General features: G+C 41.0%; 20 protein-coding genes. 5 read left to right on the top strand and 15 right to left on the bottom strand.

The features are described from left to right. Window positions 1-72 precede the first annotated feature (72 nt). Window positions 73-2,088: a TonB-dependent receptor gene (locus KQP93_RS17825; RefSeq protein ID WP_217877455.1), complete on the top strand. Its 2,016-nt coding sequence runs from the start codon at window positions 73-75 to the stop codon at window positions 2,086-2,088. Window positions 2,089-2,119: 31 nt separating this feature from the next. Here KQP93_RS17825 and KQP93_RS17820 read toward each other — a convergent pair whose 3' ends face one another. The 8 genes from KQP93_RS17820 to KQP93_RS17785 form a co-directional block, all read right to left on the bottom strand. After that, window positions 2,120-3,796, bottom strand: a complete 1,677-nt coding sequence (locus tag KQP93_RS17820; protein WP_217877187.1) for a methyl-accepting chemotaxis protein — start codon at window positions 3,794-3,796, stop codon at window positions 2,120-2,122. Window positions 3,797-3,957: 161 nt separating this feature from the next. Then, window positions 3,958-4,944, bottom strand: coding sequence for a Gfo/Idh/MocA family protein (locus KQP93_RS17815; protein WP_217877186.1), 987 nt, complete (start codon window positions 4,942-4,944; stop codon window positions 3,958-3,960). Window positions 4,945-4,946: 2 nt separating this feature from the next. After that, a complete protein-coding gene (locus KQP93_RS17810) occupies window positions 4,947-5,747 on the bottom strand; it encodes a class I SAM-dependent methyltransferase (protein ID WP_217877185.1) in 801 nt (266 codons plus the stop codon). Window positions 5,748-5,751: 4 nt separating this feature from the next. Continuing rightward, window positions 5,752-6,123, bottom strand: a complete 372-nt coding sequence (locus KQP93_RS17805; RefSeq protein ID WP_217877184.1) for a hypothetical protein — start codon at window positions 6,121-6,123, stop codon at window positions 5,752-5,754. A 54-nt stretch (window positions 6,124-6,177) separates the two neighbouring features. Then, window positions 6,178-6,597, bottom strand: a complete 420-nt coding sequence (locus tag KQP93_RS17800; RefSeq protein ID WP_217877183.1) for a DUF3429 domain-containing protein — start codon at window positions 6,595-6,597, stop codon at window positions 6,178-6,180. A gap of 99 nt (window positions 6,598-6,696) precedes the next feature. Continuing rightward, window positions 6,697-8,232: an AMP-binding protein gene (locus tag KQP93_RS17795; RefSeq protein ID WP_217877182.1), complete on the bottom strand. Its 1,536-nt coding sequence runs from the start codon at window positions 8,230-8,232 to the stop codon at window positions 6,697-6,699. Window positions 8,233-8,241: 9 nt separating this feature from the next. Continuing rightward, the gene (locus tag KQP93_RS17790) at window positions 8,242-8,922 is read right to left on the bottom strand and encodes an SDR family NAD(P)-dependent oxidoreductase (RefSeq protein ID WP_217877181.1); all 681 of its coding nucleotides are present in this window, start codon (window positions 8,920-8,922) and stop codon (window positions 8,242-8,244) included. Between the two features lie 97 nt (window positions 8,923-9,019). Then, window positions 9,020-10,039 (bottom strand): AraC family transcriptional regulator, encoded by a 1,020-nt coding sequence (locus KQP93_RS17785; protein WP_217877180.1) that lies wholly within the window; start codon window positions 10,037-10,039, stop codon window positions 9,020-9,022. Between the two features lie 148 nt (window positions 10,040-10,187). On the opposite strand from KQP93_RS17785, the gene KQP93_RS17780 reads away from it, so the two are divergent. From KQP93_RS17780 to ahpF, 4 genes are all read left to right on the top strand, one after another. Further along, window positions 10,188-11,189 carry an NAD-dependent epimerase/dehydratase family protein gene (locus tag KQP93_RS17780; RefSeq protein ID WP_217877179.1) on the top strand — a complete coding sequence of 334 codons (1,002 nt, stop codon included), beginning with the start codon at window positions 10,188-10,190 and terminating at the stop codon, window positions 11,187-11,189. Window positions 11,190-11,236: 47 nt separating this feature from the next. Further along, window positions 11,237-11,740: a 2,4'-dihydroxyacetophenone dioxygenase family protein gene (locus KQP93_RS17775; RefSeq protein WP_217877178.1), complete on the top strand. Its 504-nt coding sequence runs from the start codon at window positions 11,237-11,239 to the stop codon at window positions 11,738-11,740. A gap of 208 nt (window positions 11,741-11,948) precedes the next feature. Then, window positions 11,949-12,518: an alkyl hydroperoxide reductase subunit C gene (gene ahpC / locus KQP93_RS17770; protein WP_063701183.1), complete on the top strand. Its 570-nt coding sequence runs from the start codon at window positions 11,949-11,951 to the stop codon at window positions 12,516-12,518. 155 nt (window positions 12,519-12,673) lie between these two features. Next, the gene (gene ahpF, locus KQP93_RS17765) at window positions 12,674-14,254 is read left to right on the top strand and encodes an alkyl hydroperoxide reductase subunit F (protein ID WP_217877177.1); all 1,581 of its coding nucleotides are present in this window, start codon (window positions 12,674-12,676) and stop codon (window positions 14,252-14,254) included. Window positions 14,255-14,354: 100 nt separating this feature from the next. Here the strand turns inward: ahpF and KQP93_RS17760 are convergent, their stop codons facing one another. From KQP93_RS17760 to KQP93_RS17730, 7 genes are all read right to left on the bottom strand, one after another. After that, window positions 14,355-14,825, bottom strand: coding sequence for a DM13 domain-containing protein (locus KQP93_RS17760; protein ID WP_217877176.1), 471 nt, complete (start codon window positions 14,823-14,825; stop codon window positions 14,355-14,357). 2 nt (window positions 14,826-14,827) lie between these two features. Further along, window positions 14,828-15,634 carry a substrate-binding periplasmic protein gene (locus KQP93_RS17755; protein ID WP_217877175.1) on the bottom strand — a complete coding sequence of 269 codons (807 nt, stop codon included), beginning with the start codon at window positions 15,632-15,634 and terminating at the stop codon, window positions 14,828-14,830. Between the two features lie 36 nt (window positions 15,635-15,670). Next, window positions 15,671-17,296, bottom strand: a complete 1,626-nt coding sequence (locus KQP93_RS17750) for a methyl-accepting chemotaxis protein (protein WP_217877174.1) — start codon at window positions 17,294-17,296, stop codon at window positions 15,671-15,673. 200 nt (window positions 17,297-17,496) lie between these two features. Beyond that, window positions 17,497-19,695: a carbohydrate-binding family V/XII gene (locus KQP93_RS17745; RefSeq protein ID WP_217877173.1), complete on the bottom strand. Its 2,199-nt coding sequence runs from the start codon at window positions 19,693-19,695 to the stop codon at window positions 17,497-17,499. A gap of 88 nt (window positions 19,696-19,783) precedes the next feature. After that, a complete protein-coding gene (locus tag KQP93_RS17740) occupies window positions 19,784-20,620 on the bottom strand; it encodes a patatin-like phospholipase family protein (RefSeq protein ID WP_217877172.1) in 837 nt (278 codons plus the stop codon). A 103-nt stretch (window positions 20,621-20,723) separates the two neighbouring features. Further along, window positions 20,724-21,176 carry an NfeD family protein gene (locus KQP93_RS17735; RefSeq protein ID WP_054562474.1) on the bottom strand — a complete coding sequence of 151 codons (453 nt, stop codon included), beginning with the start codon at window positions 21,174-21,176 and terminating at the stop codon, window positions 20,724-20,726. A gap of 8 nt (window positions 21,177-21,184) precedes the next feature. Beyond that, window positions 21,185-22,138, bottom strand: a complete 954-nt coding sequence (locus KQP93_RS17730) for an SPFH domain-containing protein (protein WP_217877171.1) — start codon at window positions 22,136-22,138, stop codon at window positions 21,185-21,187. Window positions 22,139-22,180 lie beyond the last annotated feature (42 nt).

The raw sequence follows: 22,180 nt of genomic DNA, 5'->3' as shown, positions 1-22,180 counted from the left end.
TTAATTCTAATAATCTCTTACGGGGAAAGGACATTGGCTACTGCATTTAAACTTAATTCACTCACCAAAGTTATGCTTGCATCATTACTTGTTACGCAAGGCTCAGCATGGGCTGACGACGACCAAAGCAGTCGAAAATCCATGGATACCATTGTTGTTACAGGTGAAAAAACAGAAAAGTCACTTAAAGAGACCATGTCGTCAGTGGCGGTTGTTGATAAGTCGCTTTTAGAAAACGGTCAACTTGCGTCGATATCTGAAGCGCTATCAGAAATGGCGAACGTCGTTGTTTTAACGGGCTCGGTACCAGATATGCGAGGCGTGTCTGGAAATGGTGGTGCAACGGGTTTTAACTCATTTAGTGGTGGCTCAAAGGCTCGTGTTTCAACCTTAATCGATGGTGTAAGCCAACCGTTTGTAGCCGATTTAACCGGTGATACGGGTCTGTGGGATGTAGAACAAATTGAGGTTTACCGCGGGCCGCAATCAACCAGTAATGGTCGTAATAGTATTGCGGGTGCTGTTTACATGACAACCAAAGCACCTACTCAAGAATTTGAAGGGGCAGTGCGCGTTGGTTATCGCAACCAAGATAGCTACCTAGATACTGCCGCAGTGGTATCAGGGGCGTTAGTTGAAGATGTATTAGCATTTCGTTTATCAACTCAGTACGTTGATGGCGAAACATTTTCAAATCCGCCGGTATACGAAACAAACCCCACTGATCGTGAATTAAATAAGTTAAATACCAGCAGCACGCGCGCTAAATTACTTTACACACCAAGCGAAGATCTTGCTGTACAGCTCACTTATTCAACTTACAGTGAAGAAGGTAATTCGGGTCGTAAATACTTTTTAGCGGATGAGCCATTTGATTATGAGCCGCTATATCAACGTATTATGGATACTGAATCTGACACCACGCAAGTGAATGTTGATTACAAAATTAACGATGATTTTTCGTTAGATGTTTTAGTTGCTTACATGGATTACAAATGGGGCTTTGAAGCATACGAGCCACTTGAAAGCGCAGAATCTGACGTATCAATGGATGAGAGCAATATCACTGTAGATACCAAACTGAACTTTGGTTTAAGCAACGATTTTTACTCAGGCTTCATTGGTCTTGCTTACTTTGATCGTGACCAAGACTTTGAAAGTGTGGGAGCAACCAACTATTACGGCGACGATAGCAGTAAATCGACCGCAGTTTATGGTGAAACCAGCTTTAACTTAAGCCGCGAATTAACATTAACAGCGGGTCTGCGTATTGAGCGTGAAGAACAATTACGTAATTTCAATATGGCATTTCGTGGTGATATGCTCGTTGAGCAACTTGATAATTCACACACAATACGTTTACCAAAGCTCGCGATTCAATATGATATTAGCGGCGAAACAACGTTATTTGCCAGTGCACGTCGTGGCTACAACGCGGGTGGTGGCGCACTCGATTTTACCGCTGAAGATTATTACTACTACGACGAAGAAACCGTTAATACCTATGAAGTAGGTTCGCGCAGCGTAATCAATAATGGCGACATAAATATAAGTGCTAATGTGTTTTACAATAACTTTAACGGTTATCAAGCGCTAAGCTCTGAGCGTAAAATCACTAATATTGAAGATGCTCATAGCTATGGTTTAGAAGTTGAAGCTTACAGCATGCTGGGCGATCAGTGGCAGTTACATGGCGGCTTTGGTTTATTGAAAACTAAAATTGATGAATCATCAGCCTTTCCTGATGCCGTCGGGAATGACTTAAACTCTGCACCAGAGTTAACGGCAAGTTTAGGTCTGTCGCATTGGTTTACCGATAGTCTAAAAGTGAATTTAAGTGCCAATTATGTTGATGAGTTTTATGGCGACTTAACAAACACAGAAGAACGCGTTGCGGGTGATTACACCATTACGCGTTTATCGATGACCTATGATACTGAACAATGGTTGATAAGTGCTTTCATTAACAATGCCTTAGATGAAGAAGCATATACCTCACAGGAACCTGTTAGTGGTCGTTACCCACAAGGCTATGTGGCTGTGGTTAACCCGCAAACTATCGGTGCATCTGTTACTTACCGATTTTAAACTAATCGCTAGTCGCTGGTTTACTCAGCGACTAGCTTAATTTAAAGCGATTAATTTGCCCGTTTAAGTTGTTTGCCAAGTTAGCCAGCTTACTCGATGAGTCCGAAATGCTTTGTGTTTGTTGCTGCGATTTTCGACTGGTGTCTTGTACTTCGTTTAAGCGCTGGGCGATTTCTTCGGTCACTTGAGATTGTTGCTCAGATGCAGAAGCTATGGTCATATTGGCATCAGAAATAGCTTTTGCTTGCACGCTAATTTCATCGAGCATATGGCCCACTTTTTCAGAATTTATCACCGCTTCTTTAATTTGATTATCGCTTGATCGTATCCTTTGTGTCACAGCATTGGTTGCCGATTGTAATGAGTCAATTTTATCTTGGATCTCAAGGGTGGAACTTTGCGTACGGCTAGCCAAAGTTCTTACCTCATCAGCAACAACGGCAAACCCTCGGCCTTGCTCACCCGCTCTTGCAGCTTCGATTGCGGCATTGAGTGCCAATAAATTAGTTTGTTCGGCAATATTACTGATAACACTTAAAATAACCGTGACTTCATTTACAGAGGCCTCCAATTGGTTAAGGTCTGTTAGTGATTTGGTGAGTGTATCGGCCACTGATTCAACCGAGCTTACACCTTGTTGCACAACCTGTAGACCTTCTTTGGTTTTTTGATTAGCTGCGGTGGCATTGCTTGCCGCTTCTGCACAGTTTTGAGATACTTCTTTAACGGCCGTTGAGTTTTCATAGACAGAGCTTGAAATCACCTCAATCGCTTGGCTTTGAATATCATTAAGGGATTTAGCTTGTTGTGAAATTTCATCTAAGCTTTTTGCCGCCACTTGAGCTTGCTCTGATTGATTGTGTATTTCTTTAAGAAGCTGAGACAGCTTATCAACCATGATATTAAAGCTGCTCGCAAGCTTGCCTATTTCGTCATCAGCTTTGTGATCAATATAACAAGATAAATCACCTTCAGAGATACGCTTAGCCTCATCAATTAAGGCATGGGTTGCTTTAATCACTTTTTTCTCTAATTGCCAGTAACACAATATCAAGGTAGCAATAATAGTCAGGACTAAAGCTGTGCTAATTAAACTTAAAGTAACAACACGGTCGTGATTGCTTTTAACTTCTGCAGCACTTTTTTCCTCGATTGAACTTAAAAATGCTTTTACGGGTTGCTGAATTTTTTCAACTTCGGCCATGTACGCATCGTTGGTTAAAAGCGTAATAGCTTGTACCCATCTTTTATGCTCGCTGACGGTTAAGTTATTGGTATCTCGGCCAAGTAAATCACTGACTAAGCTAAATGCTTTTTCTTCTGTTTCAACTAATTTGAGTGATAAATCATTTGATTTTTGCAAGAGGGCTAAATCATCAGCAGCCACATTAAAGGCCTTTAAACGCTGAACATAGCTTTTCTTTTCACCATTAAGCCAAGCTGCTTTGCCTTGAATTTGGTCCACAAGTTGATGGTATTCAACTTCATAGCGAGGATCTAAGGTTACAACATGTTGACGAGCAAGTTCGGTTAGGTGAATCGAATTTGCAGCTGAATATTTAGCAAGGTGGCTTAGTTCATAACGCTGTTGAGCCGACTCCATACTTTCATCTTGGCCTGATTGCAAAAATAGAATAATGAGGAGTAAACCTGCTGCAAGGGTAATGGTTGCTGCGAAAACAGCTCTGAGTAAAAAGCGAATAGTCAAAATATTACCCTTCTCATTGAAAGTAAATATTATTAACCATAGTACAAAAATCTAATTTCAATAAAAATTACGGGTAAGTTAATTAGAGGTCGTTATTTAAGCTTGTAATGAAGGGGGCTAAAAATGACAAGGGCAGTGTCTACTGCCCTTGAATAATACATTTATTGGTCTGCAGGATACACAACACCAAGCTGACTTCGTGCTTCATCAAGTACTGCCATAACTTGTTTTGACAGTGTATGGGTATTAACTGAAGACTCAATTTGTCCTGCATTCGCTGCTTGAATAAAGTGGCTTACTTCATGGCGCATAAAGTGTTCATCAAATGGCTCAGAGAGTTCTTCAACCGTGCCATCATTACCAATATATTGCATACGCTTTAATAAAGAGACTGCTTCGATACGAATACGGCCTTTTTCACCTTGTATCTCAGTAAAATTATCGCCTTGCGAGATTTTAGAATAGCTTATTACTGCTTGTTTATCGGCATAATTTAATAATACATCGCCGGCGCCATCAACACCGGTTTCAAGTAACACACCACTGGCTTTCACACTCTGAGGCGCGCCCCATAAAGCGAGTAAAATATACAGCGGATAAATACCTAAATCGACTAATGCGCCGTTAGCAAACTCCGGTAAAAAGGTATTTGGGCGCTCACCATTTTTATACTTATCGTAACGTGATGAGTACTGACTATATTGACCAATATATTTGCGAGGTACGCCAATTTTAGTGAGGGCATTTTTTAAGCGCGCAAAATTTGGTAAATGTGTGGTCATCATCGCTTCCATGTATAAGCGTTGATGCGTTTTTGCTGCTTGAATGATGGCCTCAAGTTCTTTGCTATTAGCAGCCGAAGGCTTTTCACCTAAAACATGTTTACCGGCTTTTAAACACAACACCGCGTAGTCTTTGTGTAAGCTATTTGGTGCCGCAATGTAGACGGCATCGACTAATGGGTCTTGGCATACTTGTTCAATATTGGTAAACACTTTAGCGTCTGTCATGTCGTGCTTTGCAAGGAAAGACTCGCCTGTTTGTTGCTCTCGAGAGCAAACGCCATACAAGGAGAATTGTTCAATTTGTTTGGCTGCACTCAGTAGTGTATCGCTGATAAAATTGGTACCTACAATCACAAAGTTCATGGTTACTCCTCGTTGTTTTGTGCAAGCCATGCTTGCCAATCCTGTTCAAATTTTTCCATTTGTTTGTGCTTTTTGCTTAACAAATGTTTGTCTTCGTCTTCTTGGGCCATATAAGGGCCAACGCGACATAATGCACAGTGTTTATCACCTAAATAAGCGGGTAAAGTCAGCTTTTCAGTGATGCCATTGTCAGTTTTTTCGCTAAATACATAGGTAGTGCCACTGGTGTCTTTTACATGTTTATCACGGTCAACATTGCGAATTTTATAGCCTGGGAATAAATTAATATCGAATGGCATTTGGCCTAAATAATGGCAGTTTAGCCCCTGATTTAAGCTGCCTTCAATATTCCATTCGCGGTAAGGTTTTACATCTTTAGAGGTGATGTAACACAGCATTGGGCCGTTTTTGTCTAATGCAAATTGGCTTGCGTAGTCTAGATAGCGATGCAACAAGGCACGGTTTAAAACATTCATACCACCTTGTTGGGTATTTGCTTTAAATGCAGCTTCGCCTTTAAACGCTGGTATAAGGGGAAATTGAAAAATAACCACATCAAAACAAGCGCCATCTAAACGCTGCCACGAGTCTGGCTTTGTTACATCAAACTCAATGAGTGTTTCAATATTAAGTTGTTGCAAGGCGCCAAGTGCATTATCGGCATATTTTTGTTCTATGGTGCTTGCATCATCATAAGTAGACGCAACAAGCTTGGCTGGTTTTAAATTACGAGCAATAGAGTGTGAAAATGATAAATCACCATCGCCTACAGTTAAAATACGCCAACTAGGGTCTAAAAACATGCGGTTATTTGCCTTGTTCTGGCGTTGTTTCTTGTGCGATTTCAGGGCAAAGGGCTAAGCGAGTTTTAAGCCCTTCAATGGCTATTTGTTTAAAGATTAAATTAAAACTAATCAACACAGCAATAACGATGTGAATAGGGCCATGGGTAAAGCCCGCATCTGTATCAAAAAGCATTAAGCCGAATAACAAGAACATGGTAGCTAAAAATATTTCAATTAACTGATTTGAATATATCTTTAAAGTACCTTGGTTTTTGTGATCTTTTTTAATGTGAATCGCACAGAAAAACGGGATCACTTTAATTTTAAAGTGAGCGCCTTTTTCTACGTAATTTTCGCCAAGGTGGTCTAGTTTAGCGCGCAGTTGATCTATCATAGCAAGTCCTTAAAAAACTGAGCCGCGGATGTTACCGCAAACGCAAGAAAAGGGCTACTCAGGATAGATGCTCATTCCAATAACAAATATGTGGCATACAAACACCACAGACGTTAAAACGAAACGCATTTTTTGATAATCAACGTGATAGGTTTGCCACTGCGGTGAAGTTTTCTCGAATAATAATACAAGCCAAAAACTTGCCGCTAACCAACCAAGAGCCCATGGTGTTGGCAGAAAACTTAAAAAGCCAATCGGTAAGATAGGAATAATCGCTTTTATAGCATCAGCATGCGTTTGCTGGCCTGCATGCCATAAATTACCAGCCATAAAGGCTAAAATAGCGATGCTATAAAAAGTGAAAAAGTCTAAATTAACTGCGCTACTGCCTGCGATAAGTGGCCAGCCTACGCAGCCTAAAAACGGTAGTAAACCTAAGTAACCGAGTTGAATGTGATTAATAAACTTTTCCATAATGACCTTTAAACCGCTTAAATTAAAAAGCATACCTAACGGCATGCTTTTATCTTTTAACTATTTTATACCAGTTATGCGGCTAAAACGATCGCTTTATTATTGGCGTAATTCTCGACGAAGAATTTTGCCAACCGTCGATTTAGGTAATTGCTCCATAAAAATGATTGATTTAGGCACTTTATAAGCACTTAGGTTTTCGCGGCAATAATCAGTCACTTGCTGCTCATTAACCTGGTCTTTTAAAGTAATATAGGCACAGACACGCTCACCAGTTTTTTCGTCTTTTGCACCAATAACAGCCGCCTCGCAGATAGCTGGGTGCTGACAAAGTACGTTTTCAACTTCGTTAGGGTACACGTTAAAGCCAGAAACAATAATCATGTCTTTTAAACGGTCTACAATTTTGTAATTACCACTTGGTAGTTTTAGACCTACATCACCGGTTTTGAAAAAACCACGTTTCATACATTTGTCGGTTTCGTCTTGGCGCTGCCAGTAGCCCATCATCACCTGTGGCCCTTTAACAACTATCTCGCCAGATTCACCGTCGGGAACAGGCTCGTCGTTTTCATCCCAAATCTCAACTGTGGTGTTTGATAATGGGCGGCCAATACTGCCAATCTCTTCTTTTTTAAAGTCGTTTAACGTCGCAACTGGCGAGGTTTCTGATAAGCCATAGCCTTCTGTGATTGTACAACCTGTGGTGCTCATCCATGCATCAGCTGCAGCATGTGTTAGAGCTGCGCCCCCTGAGACTGTCATTTTTAAGTTTGAAAAATTCAGTGCTTTAAAACCAGGATGCATACACAAGCCGATAAATAAGGTGTTAATCCCTGAAAAGTAATTAATTTCAAATGGTTCGATTTGTTTAACTAACGCATCTAAATCACGAGGGTTTGGGATCAGCACATTAAATTGCCCCATGGCAAAAAGGCCCACCATGTTCACCGTAAAGGCGTAAATATGATAAAGCGGAAGCGGGCAAATACCGGTTTCTTGACCTGGCATTAAAATATCGTCAAAGCGCTCATTCATTTGCTCGGCATTGGCTAAGATGTTGCCATGACTAAGCATCGCAGCTTTAGCAACTCCTGTGGTACCGCCGGTGTATTGTAAAACCGCAATATCGTCACGACTTGCTTGATGAGCGTTAAGAGGGGCGAGTCTTTCACCTTGGCGAATGAGTTCGTTTAAAGAAAATTGACCCTCTTGCAGTGTTGGCTCAGCAACAGCCGCTGCAACAATAACGGTTTTGATAGACGTGTCATTGATAACCGTTGCTAATTTATCGGTAAGGGCGTCAAGAATAACAATGGCTTTAACATCTGCATCATTAAACTGGTGTAGCATTTCACGGGCAGTATAAAGCGGGTTGGTATTGACTACGATTAATCCTGCACGAAATGCTGCATAGGTAACGATAGGGTAATCAACAATATTAGGTAGTTGAATAGCAATTCTGTCCCCTGCAACAAGACCGCTTTGCTGTTGAAACCATTGTGCCAGATAGCGAGACTGTTGTTCTACTTGAGAAAAAGTAAGTGTTTTACCTGCACTGTTATAGGCAAAAAGATCGGCATAAGTCTGACACGTATGCTCAATCAATTGCGTGAGGTTGTCATGTGTGTTCATGGTTGTTCCTTAGCGTGTTGTTCTTATTAGTTGTTGTTTGATGAGGCGATCTATTACTGAAACCATTATCCAATTCGGTAAGTAACGGCTCATGATATAGGTTAGTTTAGATTGTAAGCCTAGGATCACCATTAATTTTTGTTTATCTAAGCTGCGCAAAATGTGATTTGCAGTATCGGCTGTGTTTGCCAAATCCAAATGTTTTTTACTTGCACAAATTAAGCTGATTTTTATGTTGTTCGGCTTAAATTTCTTGCGTAGCTCTTTGGCTAAAATCAAGGCGCTTGGTTGTGGCGTAAATTTAGTTGCATCAATAAGCGCTGATGTAATTGCCAAGTGGCCGTTCATGCTTAAGTGTGGTGTTATTAGCATTGCAAAGTGCTGACAAGCCATACTATTTTTTTTATTTTGCTGCTCACTGATCTCGCAATTAAAAATCGCTAAATCAGGTTTGCCTATCGCTGCAATTGCATTATTTAATTGGGTTTGCAGTGCTTCAGTATCGCAGATATGCGTAGCAAAAAACTCAATGTATTGTTCATCATTAGCAAGCTCAATTAATGATTGTTTGGTTTGCTCGCTGAAATGTAAGTCGAATAAAGCGACATCGTCACCAAGGCTAATATATTGCTTTGCCAATTCGAACCCAACGCCAGTGTTGGCACCGGTAATAAATACTCTTCTTAACATTGCACGACCACTAATTAGCGAAACTAGCTAGTCAATATATATAAATTGTTAACGGAAAACTTAGCTTTAAACGACCTGTTTTTAACTTTTTACGCCATTAACTCGAGTGTGACTTACGATAATCTTTTGGTGGAATGCCATACCAGCGCTTAAAAGCGCGAGTAAATTCACTGTAATTAGAAAAACTTAGGATATCTGAGATGTTCGACAAACTGAGGCTAGATTCAGTTAAATATTGATGTGCTAGATTACAGCGTACGTCATCGACTAATTCACGAAACGTTGTGTCATGCTTTGTTAAGTGACGCTGCAAGCTACGAGCGCTCATTGATAGCTTCTCAGCTATGAGGTTTATGCCAAATTCTTCGTGGAGTAAGTATTGCTTGATCAGCACTTCAACATGATCTGAAATATTTTCTCGTTTCGTGTCTTGAAGCTGCCCAAGCTGTTGGCTAAGTATAGAAAACAACTGTTTATCTGAGTTCTTTATAGGGAGCTTTAGGTATTTTTTCTCAAACACAACTGCTGTGTGTGCACAATTAAATACTGGAACTTGGCCTAGCGCTTGACGATAAACACTCGGGTTTTCATCGCAACTATGGGGAAGCTCTAAACGATACAGTTTTATTTGATCATCGGTTAATTGCTTTAATAAATTGACCCCAACGCTTAAAGCTAAGTCGGCACCATGATAAACACTCACATTTAGGCTAGTGCGAACAAAAAACGAGAGTTTTACATAGTCTTGGTTTACTTCAAGGAGTAAATCAGCGCTATTTTGATGTACATGATAGTACTTAGTTAAGTTCTTTAGCGCCATCTCCAGGGTGTCGCAATTACCCATCAAATAACCAACAGAACCTAAAATATTTAAGCTTTGCCAACGGCCTAGCTCTAAGCCGAAATAAGGCAGGTTCAATTCTTTCGCGGTGATTTTTAATAGCTGAATGAGTTGCTGATACTGCACAAAGTTATTGGCATCTTGTAGTTGTTTTCTGTCTAAACCAACGCGCGATAGAAGTGCATCAGGGTTCACCAATTTACTTTCGATCAGTTCAATATAGCCGTGTAGAGCAGATACTCTAATTAAGTCAGGTGCTTGTGTTAATCGTGGCATAGTGTGCTCTTTTTTAGTGCGCTGGCGTAAAAAGTAAAAAAAATTGCGTGAAAAGTAAAGTAATACGGGTCATTAAAGTTTAACAATGTATTAACTAGACGGCCTGCTAACTGTAATTAAGGTTGTAACGTGCTTAGAGGAACACACAATGAACTACTCAAAAGTTTTTATAAGTGGGGGGAATGGCTTTATCGGCCGCACACTCGCTCGCTACTTTAAAGCGCATGGAGTAGATGTATGCGGCATTGATTTATCACCCTGTGAAGAATTTAATATTGTTGCGGGTAATTTGAATGAGCCAGCTAGTTGGCGCTCATTAATGAATGATTGTGATTTGGTTATTCATACTGCGGCAATTGTCTCAAATGCGTTTAATTATAAGCAAACATGGCAGGCAAATGTTGGTTGGACGAAAAACTTACTGGATGCAGCGGTGGCTGCAAACACTGTAAAACGTTTTATTCATATTTCGTCAACCGCTGTTTATGGCAGTGAATGGCAAACTGATATTAAAGAAGATGCGCCTTTGTTCCCTGATGGCAGAGCCTATAACGATTCGAAAATGATGAGCGAGCATTTATCGCTAAGCTATCACGCCAGTAAGAAACTCAATGTCACGATTATTCGCCCTGGCGATGTCTATGGCCCTGGTTCAAGACCGTGGATAGCTTACCCATTACAAGAGATCGCCAAAGGCACGTTTATGGTGCCACAGGGCATGTTTGGACCTGTTTATATTGATGATTTAGTCAAAGGTATTTACCAAAGTGCCATGAGTGACGATGCAAGCGGAGAGATTTTTAATCTATCTGGCCCTGAGCAAGTAACTAATCAAACCTATTTTAATCATTTAGCGCAAGCGCAAGGGAAAAAGCACGTCACGGTTGTGAATTTGACCTTAGCATTAAAATTAACAGGGTTTATTGAGTGGTGTCATCACCTTGTTGGTAAAACCACCGATATAAATCCGTCGACCATGCGCATGCTAAGTCGTAAAAGTGCGGCTTACAGTAATGAAAAGGCGCAGCATATTTTTGGTTATAAACCTGAATTTACCTTACAGCAAGGAATGCAACATGCGTTGCAGTGGGCCTATGAGCAAGGGCTTTGTAAAGAAAAGACGCAAACAAATACTGCTCCAGTAAATTAAAGGCAACCATTTAACACATTTAAAGCAAGTGAAAAGAGGGCACACACATGGCATTACCAGATATTATTAACCATCAAGATTTCTTACTGACTATTCATACCAATGATGAAAAACTAATTAAAAACGCCTTACCGGGCGTGCATATCTACCCACTCATGCTGGATTCTGAAAATGGAGTTTGGGTTTTACGTGTTTTATTTGAGCCGGGTACAGTTTTGCCAAAGCACTTTCATACTGGTGTTGTACATTTATATACCTTAGCAGGCAGCTGGCACTACACAGAATACCCAGACGATTTACAAGTGGCGGGCAGCTATTTGTTTGAACCAGGTGGTTCGATTCATCAATTTCAAGTGCCAGCAGACAACACTGAACTAACCGATACCTTTATGGTTGTTATGGGGTCTAACATTAACTTTGACCCAGATGGTAACTATATGAACATTATGGATGCAGGTTGGATTGAGCAAGTGGTGTTAGCAGCCGCAAAAGAGCAAGGAATTGAGCCTAAATACATTAAACCAAAGAGTTTATACGGTTTTAATAAGTAATTTTATCCCCTGAAGTGAAAGCCCTCTATTACATAAGTGGTTGAGGGCTTTGTAGTTTTTGCTATCTCCTGCGTTTCAATCTAAAAAACAAATCAATTTAATCTAAACAATCAATTTTATTTTAATCGCTCACACCTCTATTGTATTAATCAAGCAGACGCAAGGCTGCGTTAATTAAACATTTTTAAATACATCAATGAGGAATACTATGAGCACTTCATTAATTAACACAAAACTACAACCATTCAATGCAACAGCTTACCACAACGGTGACTTTGTTGAGCTAACAGAAAAAGACGTGCTAGGTAAGTGGTCAATCTTCTTCTTCTACCCAGCTGACTTTACTTTTGTATGCCCTACTGAGCTAGGTGATGTTGCTGACTTCTACGAGCAACTACAAGAAATGGGTGTTGAAGTTTATTCAGTATCAACTGACACGCACTTCACTCACAAAGCATGGCACGATACGTCTGACACAATTGGTAAAATCAAATTCCCAATGATTGGTGACCCAACAGGTCGTATTACACGTAACTTCGGTGTGATGATCGAAGATGAAGGTCTTGCTCTTCGCGGTACATTTGTAATGAACCCTGAAGGCGAAATCAAAGTAATCGAAACTCACGACTTAGGCATCGGCCGTAGCGCGAAAGAGTTAGTACGTAAAGTACAAGCTGCACAGTACATTGCTAACCACGACGGTGAAGTATGTCCTGCATCATGGCAGCCAGGTGAAGAGACACTTGCTCCTTCACTAGATCTAGTTGGCAAAATCTAATTTGCCAATGCATTAAACGATAGCAAAGTTTTGCTTTGCTATCCCAATGCAACCTTAATTGCCCATCACAACTCACATTAAGCACATTAGCGGGTGATGGGCAGTTATCCATAAAATTTTTCTAGATTATTTATTCTGAACTCAAGGGCTAAGCCATGTTAGATACGAATATCAAAAACCAATTAACAAGCCACTTTGCTTCTATTACCAGCCCTGTTGAGCTGCTTATCGCCTTGGATGACAGCAATAAATCAACAGAACTTAAAAATTTAGCGAACGATTTAGCATCGTTAAGCGACAAATTTTCGGTGCGAGATAATCCTAACCAAGACGTACGTCGTCCGTCTATGGTGGTATCTTCACCTATTAATAATACGCAAATAACATTTGCGGGTGTGCCTATGGGCCACGAATTCACCAGTTTGATCCTTGCTCTACTGCATACAGGCGGTCATCCAAGCAAGGCATCAGAGACTGAAATCGAACAAATTAAATCATTACCTGGGCCGCTTAACTTTGAAGTGTATATCTCATTAAGTTGCCAAACATGTCCGCAAGTAGTGCAAGCACTTAACTTGATGGCGGCACACAATGAAAATATCACGGCTACTATGATTGATGGCGCCTTGTTCCAAGACGAAGTGAACGAGCGCAATGTGTTAGCAGTACCGGCTGTGTACTTAAATGGTGAGTTATTCAGCCAAGGCGCTGTAAACCTGACCGACATTCTTAATAAAGTAGATACCAAAGCAGCTGCACGCCAAGCCGAAGCACTGAACGATAAAGAGTTATTCGATGTGCTGGTTGTTGGTGGTGGACCAGCTGGTGCTTCTGCGGCAATTTATTCGGCACGCAAAGGCTTAAATACGGGTGTGGTTGCAGAGCGTTTTGGTGGTCAGGTAGCAGACACATTAGCAATTGAAAACTTTATTTCAGTTAAGGCGACCGAAGGTCCTAAATTAGTTGCTCAGCTAGAAGAGCATGTAAAAGAATACGACGTTGATGTTATGCAAAACCAACGTGCGACATCGCTTACTAAGCAAGATAATTATCAAATTACGCTAGAAAATGGCGCGGTTTTAAATGCTAAGTCAGTGGTATTAGCAACCGGTGCCCGCTGGCGCGAAATGAATGTACCGGGTGAGAAAGAGTATCGCGGTCATGGCGTAGCTTATTGTCCTCATTGTGATGGTCCGTTGTTTAAAGGTAAAGCGGTAGCAGTAATCGGCGGTGGTAACTCAGGTATTGAAGCTGCAATTGACCTTGCAAACATTGTTGAGCATGTCACCGTGCTTGAATTTGCTGATACCTTACGTGCTGACGAAGTACTTATTCGTAAAGCAAATAGCTTAAACAACATTACGATTATCAAAAACGCGCAAACGACAGAAGTTGTAGGTGATGGTAAACGAGTAACTGGCTTAAGCTATATTGACCGCATCTCTGGCGATGAAAAATCACTTGAGCTTGCAGGTATCTTTGTGCAAATCGGTTTGGTGCCAAACACTGAATGGTTAAAAGATTCAGCGTTATCACTGACTCGCTTTGGCGAAATCGAAATTGATAACAAAGGTGCAACTTCATTACCGGGTGTTTACGCGGCAGGTGATGCAACAACAACGCCGTTTAAACAAATCATTATTGCCATGGGCAGTGGTGCAACGGCAAGTTTAGGCGCATTTGATTACTTAATTCGCCATAGCGATGAGACTCAAAGCACTGAAGACGCAGCTTAATTAGCTGCATAAACAATGACTCTTGATTAGGCAGCTCACACCCATAGCTGCCGCTTTAAAGCCGCCCTCTCCAAAGGCGGCTTTGTTTTTTATTATCCAGCTACTGATACTGTGCTGCGGTTATAAATTCCTCAAAACTTTCACACCAAATAACCACCGTATTGTAATCACTGACATCGATACCTTGTGGTACAACTAATTTAAAGCCATTGAATGAACGTACTCCTGCAACACGTTGCATGGTGCCTTTTTGTGCTAAAAAATCAGCTTCGTTATCAACAAAATTGCGCGATAGATAAAGTTGATAGTCAGGTCCTGGTGATAAAGTACCTTGCATAGAAATAGCATCATTCGTTAGATACACCTTGCCATCACCATAATGAAGGCGATCTGAGCCTTTTAGATCGGGCTTAAACGTTGCACTAAACTGCGATCGAACTTGATGCTGCTTCAAAATAGCAATATCGGGTGCTGGTTGTTCAGTTAAAATAGGTAAACTGTACACTCCTGCTATAAAACCCGCTGCAAAAATCGCCAATGTTATAATGGTAATTATCAGCGCTTTTAGCATGCTTACTCCTTATTTTTTAGCGTTATGATGTGACGTTGCTTTAAAGAAAATTGTTTTTCAACATCACCAAAGTATTGCAAATAGAGCTTCTCAAGTTCACCTGATTGCTGCAATTTTTGCATACCTTGTTCTAGTATATCTCTGATGTGTTTATTTTCTTTGCTTAAGTAAAAGTAATAGTCGCTGGGGTATTGCAACATAATGTTTGGCGCAATGACAAAATTGAACTGTTTTAGTCTATTCAGTTCGGTGCCAATTGCCAGTACTGAGCGTGGAAAGTAATCACCGAGCCCTGTTTCGAGGGCTTTTACCATCCCTGGGTAATCAAGCTCGCCATTGACTGTTAAACCATTGTTTTTCAGTACGCTATAATCAGACCAGCTCTGTTTTTGTAGGCCAACCAAGGGAGCTAATCCTGCAAGGCTTTTAATATCACTAAACTTTTCTTGGTCTTCGTGGCGAATAATAAGCAAACGTTGGCCGTGTAAGCCCTTGTAGAGAGGAATAGTCGTTCTTACTAATGAATCAACTTGCTCGTGAGGTAAAGAAAGCCATGCTAAGGTAATTGTTTTATTATGGCTTAGCTGCTCTACAACACGTTTATTATTCATAGGCTTAATATTGTAAAGCAGTACAACATCCGCACCCATTGCGGCAAAACTTTTGTCGAGAATATCGTGAATATATTGATTTTTCGCCGCATCGTTATAGTTAGGTTTAGCAAGCTGAATAACAATTTGTTCATGAGCTAATACTTGTAGACTCGACAGAGCAAATGTCATTAGAAATATCAGTATTGCTCTGTTCATTAATTTAAGTCCTTTTTTGAGCGCAGGTTTTTACTACTATACTTTGAAAACATGCACCTGCTGTTGTAAACGCGAAGCCAATGAGGCCAATTCTTGGCTGGCTTGCGCATTTTGTTGCGAACTTTCGCTAACCAGTGAAATGCTACTACTAAATTCATTAATATTACAACTTAGTTCACTAGCAACAGTGGTTTGCTCATCCGTTGCGGTGGATACTTGGTTGTTCATATCGGCGATAAGTGCCATTTCTTGAGTAATTTCAGTCAGTATTTGTGATGAGCGTTCTGCGAATTCAACACTTTGTTTTGCACTTTCGTCCGCATTGCCCATGGCGGTCACTGCTTGCTGCGCCATTGCTTGTAGTTTACTGATCATTTCGTTAATACTGGCCGTGGCTTTTTGCGTGTTGTGCGCAAGCTGTCTTACTTCATCGGCCACCACCGCAAAACCGCGACCCGACTCACCAGCGCGTGCTGCTTCAATAGCAGCATTTAAAGCGAGTAAATTGGTTTGTTCTGCAACACCTTGGATCATCATCACCACTTGATTGATATCGGTTGATTGCGTATTTAACTCATTGATTAGTTTTGTATTTGCATTAACGATATGTGATAGACGGTTTATTGAATCGATATTTTCTTGCACAGACTGCTGACCCAGCTTGGCTGTTTTATCAGTGTGAGTGGCTTTTTCTGATGTTGATAATGCATTTGCAGCCACTTGCTCAATGGCACTGCTCATCTGTGTAATGGCAGTGGCAATCATTGCTGATTGATGTTCTTGCTCTGTGGCTGTGCTGGCAACTTGGTCACTAATTGAGTTCATTTGCTCTGCAGCAGATGAAAGAGTAAGTGTTGCGCTGGTTACATCATTTACTAGTGCATGAATGCGTTCCATCATGGCATTAAAGTGGTTAGCTGCTTGGGCTATTTCGTCATTACCATGGGTTTTAGCACGCAGACGCAAATCGGCATTTTCAGAGATAGAACCTATCGTTTCACTCAGCGATAACAATGGGTTATGAATAGAGCGATAAATAATAAAGGCAATAGCCAGCAACAAAATAATTAAAATGGTGATAGAGGCAGTCATAGCGATACTGACCTGAGCAAAATCTTTATCTGCGGCGTTTTTAAACTTGTTAGCCTCATTGATTTGTAAGCTTATTAGCCCTTGATAGCTTTCACTGAGTGGGTCAAACACATCATAAAGACTTTTTACGAACACCTCGTTAGGTACTGCTTTAAGTTGGTCACTTTTAACTTGGTTTAAAAACGTGCTTAGTTCGCTTTCTACTACAGCTAGACTCTTTTCAACGATATTAACTAAGCGCTGCTCTTCTGTGGTTAGCTTGGTTTCTAAGTAGCTTTTCCATTTGCTATCAGCAACATTTTTTGCATTTTCAACGGCGGCTAAAAAGTCAGTTTTTGAAATTTGTTCAGCGCGGTATTTATGAAATAAATCAACGATACTAACCGCGTAATTGTCCGATACTGTTTTTATCTGCTCAAGGGGGATGACTCTATCGTCATACAAACTGTCGATGCCTTTTACCATGGTCGACATAATAGACATTGTAAAAATAGAGGTGATCACAAAAACTGTAACCGGTAACAAAGCCAAGACGGCTAATCGCGTACGAACGGTGTAGTTATTTAACATGAGCGTGCAAATTTTATTAAGGGCTTAGTATTAAAGCTAATAGAGAAATAGTTTTAAGCAAGTTTTTGCAATTGTTTTACTGGCTTTTTCTTGAGATACATATCTATTACGACTTAAAGGTAGCCACAGAGGTCCGTTGGCTCTGGTTAAGTTAACAAAGCCAGTATTTACACTGGCTTTGTTTTGTTCCTGTTTTCACACTAATGGCCGCGATTAGGCATTTGCCGAGGCATCTGTCTTTGTGTATTGCGGCGCATTTGTTGGCGCTGCATACCTTGCTGACGTGCTCTATTTGCCCTATTTAATTGCTGCATACGATTTTGTTGCCTATTTTGAGTGTGCTGGCGCTGCTGCAATGTTTGCTTCGCTTTACTTTTATCTATGCTTTGCAATTTATTTTGCACTTGTTGGCGGTCAATATTTTGTGCCCGATCTTTGATTTCTTGCTGTTTATCAGCGGGGAGAGTTTGCCATTTACCTTCAACACGTTGTTGCCATTTATCGGCATCATGTTTGAGCACGTTACCTTTTTGATCGGCAAACACGTTGTTTGCTTTATCGCGTTGGCTGATGGCTGTTTTTAAATCGCGTTTCACTTGCTGCTTTGAAGCAAGACGAGATTTACTCTGATCGCGTTTATAAATGTTATGTCTTGGCTGTTTATCATGATGACCAGGTTTATGGCCGACATTAATTTTATTACCAATATTGATATTGCCATTATTAATAATAACAGGGCCGCGGTAACCACCCCCATACCAGCCATTACAGCAATGATAAGGTCGATAATGGGTTGGCCAACCAACATTCCAATTCATACCTAGATTTAAAAAGCCATTGCTCCAACTTAAGCCAAACGACCAACCCGTCCAGTTGTTATAGCCAATATTAAAACCCCAAGTCGGTGGGCGAGGGTAGTAGTAGCCACCACCCCAGTATGGCGGATAATACCAACCCGTCCCATACACTGGCACGCCATAATATGGGTATGACCACATGTAACCTGGGTAATAACCAACATACACTACCTCAGGAGTTGACTCGTATATATCAACATAAGTGACGTTGTAAATGGGAGAGCTTGGAGGAATTTTTGCAATGTCGTCTTTTGGAATGCTATCAGCAACCAGCCATGGCCCTTGCGCGGAATCTGCCTTAAACCACACCGCATTATCGACTGCATAATACTTGCCTTTAATTTGCAGCACTTGTGCATCGGTATTGATGGCATAAGAAACCTGTGTGCCCGGGATCCGCTCAAATTTAGGTTTACCATCATAGTACACAGTTAAACTTGTGTCTTTACGGCTGATAGCCGCTGTTTGCGGCACTTTTGCATCTAGTACTGCTTCGTCAGCTTCTTCAGTACCAGCAACTGAAACTCTGAGACCACCTAAATCTGATTCAGGTGGAATATTAGCAAAGCTTTCTGGTAGTTCGTCACCACGTACAAAGGTCCATGGGCCTGTTTGCTGTTTTGCGCGATACCAGCGCCCAGATAACAAGACATACATGTTATTCGTTTGCATTTCACGCAGCCACGGGGTTTCAGTGTTAAATACATACATGAGCTCGCCACCGGTTAGGCTTTTCCATTTAGCAGCGCCATCAGTTGCAATAAGCTCTGTGGGTTTAGTTGCTACAACGATGGCTGGTGGTGCACTTAGATCTGAGCTTTCGGTCTCTTTAGGTAGCATTTTTACAAGTTCAGCCGGCGGCGATTGAGTATATTCATAAGGCCCTTTGGCTTGTTTTGCCTGATACCAAAACTGCCCATCGGTGAGATAACAAAGTTTGCTTTTACTATCTTTAATCACTGTCATGGCGGTGTTTAAAGCGCGCTCATATTGGCTGTTTTCAATTTTACTGAACTTAGGTTCACCATCAAAACTCAGTAATACCGACAGTTGCTCTTTGAATATAATCGTTGGAGGGTCGGTTTTTAATTGCGTTAAACTTTGTTCTGCTGCTTCTGCACTTTCAAGGCTGGCGGTGAGTTGCGAAAGTGAGGTTTCAAATTGGCTGGCTTTTATTGCATCATTAACGACAGCAGTAAATTTTTGTTCGCTTGCATCTTTTGATTCAGGCCAGCGTACATCGGTGACTGTCATATTGCGAACGGTGACGGTATCGTTTTCGCGATCAGTATCTAATTTAGCTCTAAACCAAAATACGCCAAACACAGCGTCATTGCCTGAAACCGAAAATGACATTGCTGCACGGGCTGTTAAAGTATTACCGTTTAGTTTCTCGGGTTGTGGCTGATAAACAACGAGTGTGCCTTGTGATGTTTGAACTTGTTGAGGCCACTCAATAGCTTGGCTATAAAATGAAAATAAACATAGAAAAGAGAGTATTAAAACCCTGCAGGCAGTAATAAAAGGTAGGGGGAGTTTCATGGTCAATCCTTGGCTAACATAACTCTTTAAAGTATAGCCAATGACATCGAAAACGCTTAAAAATTGTTCCTATTTTTAAAGCGTTAGCTTAGGCGACTTGAGTTAAAAAGTGTGAACCAGCATTTAAACCCATTTCATAGCCCGCACTGAGTTTTTCAAATGATTTTGTTGTTCGACCAACAGCAAAGTTGGGTGGCGGTGCAATAATATCAATTTTACAATCGCTTGGCGGGTTGGTAATAAAATCAATGCTTTGATTGTAATTTTCTGCGCGTCTTAAGGTGGCTTCTGCTAATGCCGGGGTGTTTTTATAAAGACGTTTAACGAACCAAGGCGCTTTTGATGGCTTTTTCTTATAACCAAGGGGCTGAGATAAAATAACGGTGATTTCTTTATTACCCATCTCGTATGCTTTACGAATAGGAATAGAATCTGCCACGCCGCCATCAGTGAGTTGCAAATTGTTGATAACGGGAAATTCTCGATAAGCAATCGGCAGCGCACATGAGGCTTTTAATTGCTGTTCAAGATGAGTTGCACTTGCTTTTAAGTACTCTGCCTGCCCAGTTTGTATATTGGTTGTGACTATATAAAACTCACTGGCTTGTTTTTCGAAGGTGTCGAGATCTAGGCGAATATCACGGATGGTTTCTTGCCACAGCCAGTCTAAATCAAACAGGTGGCCACCTTTAATAAACCGAACAAAATCGATGAACTCTGGTCGGCAAGAGTAATCGGTAATCACAGCATGGTTACGTTTGTATTGGGCGCACAAATAGGCGGCAATGTTAGTGGCTCCGGCAGAAACACCGTAGCATTGATTAAAAGGTTGGTAATTAGCCTGAATAAAAGCATCCAGTACGCCAGTGGCAAAAATGCCACGCATTGCACCACCTTCTACAACGAGTGCCTTATTATTGTTCATTTTCGCAACCTTGCTTGTAACCGTGAGTGCTGCTAACCATAGCAAACACGGTTACAAAACTAAATAGAGTTTTGACTCTAAGTGAAGTTTGACGCTTGCTGAGTTATACCGCCTCTACCCAAAGTACACCAACTTGTTTGTCGGTGACTTTTACTGTGCTACCGGCCGCAATGGGAGACTGACTTTTTAATTGCCAGGTAATACCCGAATACTGATGCGTGGTTAACCCTTTATCATCAACATCAGCGTTAACGACAAAGGTAAGCTCAGCAAAATCACTGTGTATCGGCTTAGTATCGGTTTTATCTTGCATGCGTTTGAGTGGTTTCCAAAGCACGAGTGCAAAACCAAGAGTAAACACAATATTGCTCCAAAGCGCGGTAGTGTAACTCGTATCAAGTAGACCTATATTCATTAGTAAGCCACTGGCAAATAAAGATAAGCCTAAAAACAGTAATACATAGGTACTCATACCCAGTACAGCAACTTCAACAATTAGCGCGATAACACCTATAATCATCAGTGCTTCGGCTAAATGGGTATCTAAAAATGCCATCAGCTCACCTAACTTTGTTGCTTTTTATTCAAAGAGTTAATAATAGACATACCTTGAGCTACAAGCGAGCTTGCGTCAGTACCACTTTCAGGAAGTAATATCACAGATGACTCACGAGCAATGGCTTCTTTAGCAGCAATGGCTTTAGTGGCAAGGTCGAGTTGAATTGCTTTTTGGCCTTGCTCTGTATCGGCGGCTTCACCTACTTTACGTAGTGCATCAGCTTGTGCTTCAGCAACGGCGATAATCGCTTTAGCTTCACCTTCAGCGCGTAAAATTTGCTCGGCTTTTTCAGCTTCGGCAGCAAGGACTTGCGCTTGCTTTTTACCTTCTGCCACGTTGATGGCAGATTGACGATCACCTTCTGATTCTAAAATTTGTGCACGTTTTACACGTTCAGCTTTCATTTGTGCTTCCATCGCTTCCATTACAGAATTAGGTGGCACAATATCTTTAATTTCGTAACGTAAAACTTGAATACCCCAAGGCTCAGAAGCTTGGTTAATCGCAGTAACTATGTTGGTGTTTAACATATCACGCTCTTCAAAGGTTTTATCTAGTTCCATTTTACCAAGTTCAGAACGCATCGTTGTTTGCGATAGCTGAGTAACCGCAAATACATAGTCATCAACACCATACGTGGCTTTATACGGGTCAAGCACGCGGAAATATAGAACACCATCGACGATAAGCGAGATATTATCTTTTGTGATAGCAGACTGCGAAGGCACATCTTGCGCTTGTTCTTTTAAACTGCGATCAGCGGCAATACGGTCGATAAATGGCACAATAAAGTTTAAGCCAGCTTCTTTGGTTGAATGGTACTTACCAAAACGCTCGATTAACCAGGCACGATTTTGCGGCACAAATTTAACGCTACTTTTTAGTAGCACTAAAACAAAAATTAGAATAAAGACTTCTACATTTAACAACAGGTCTAAAATGCTAGAAATGGGATCCATGTACTTTCCTTAATACAATTAATATTATTTTTCACCGTTCAG

The organism is Pseudoalteromonas shioyasakiensis (assembly GCF_019134595.1).
In the GTDB taxonomy this organism is placed as follows: Bacteria; Pseudomonadota; Gammaproteobacteria; order Enterobacterales; family Alteromonadaceae; genus Pseudoalteromonas; species Pseudoalteromonas shioyasakiensis_A.
This window is presented reverse-complemented; position numbering and strand designations above follow the sequence as displayed.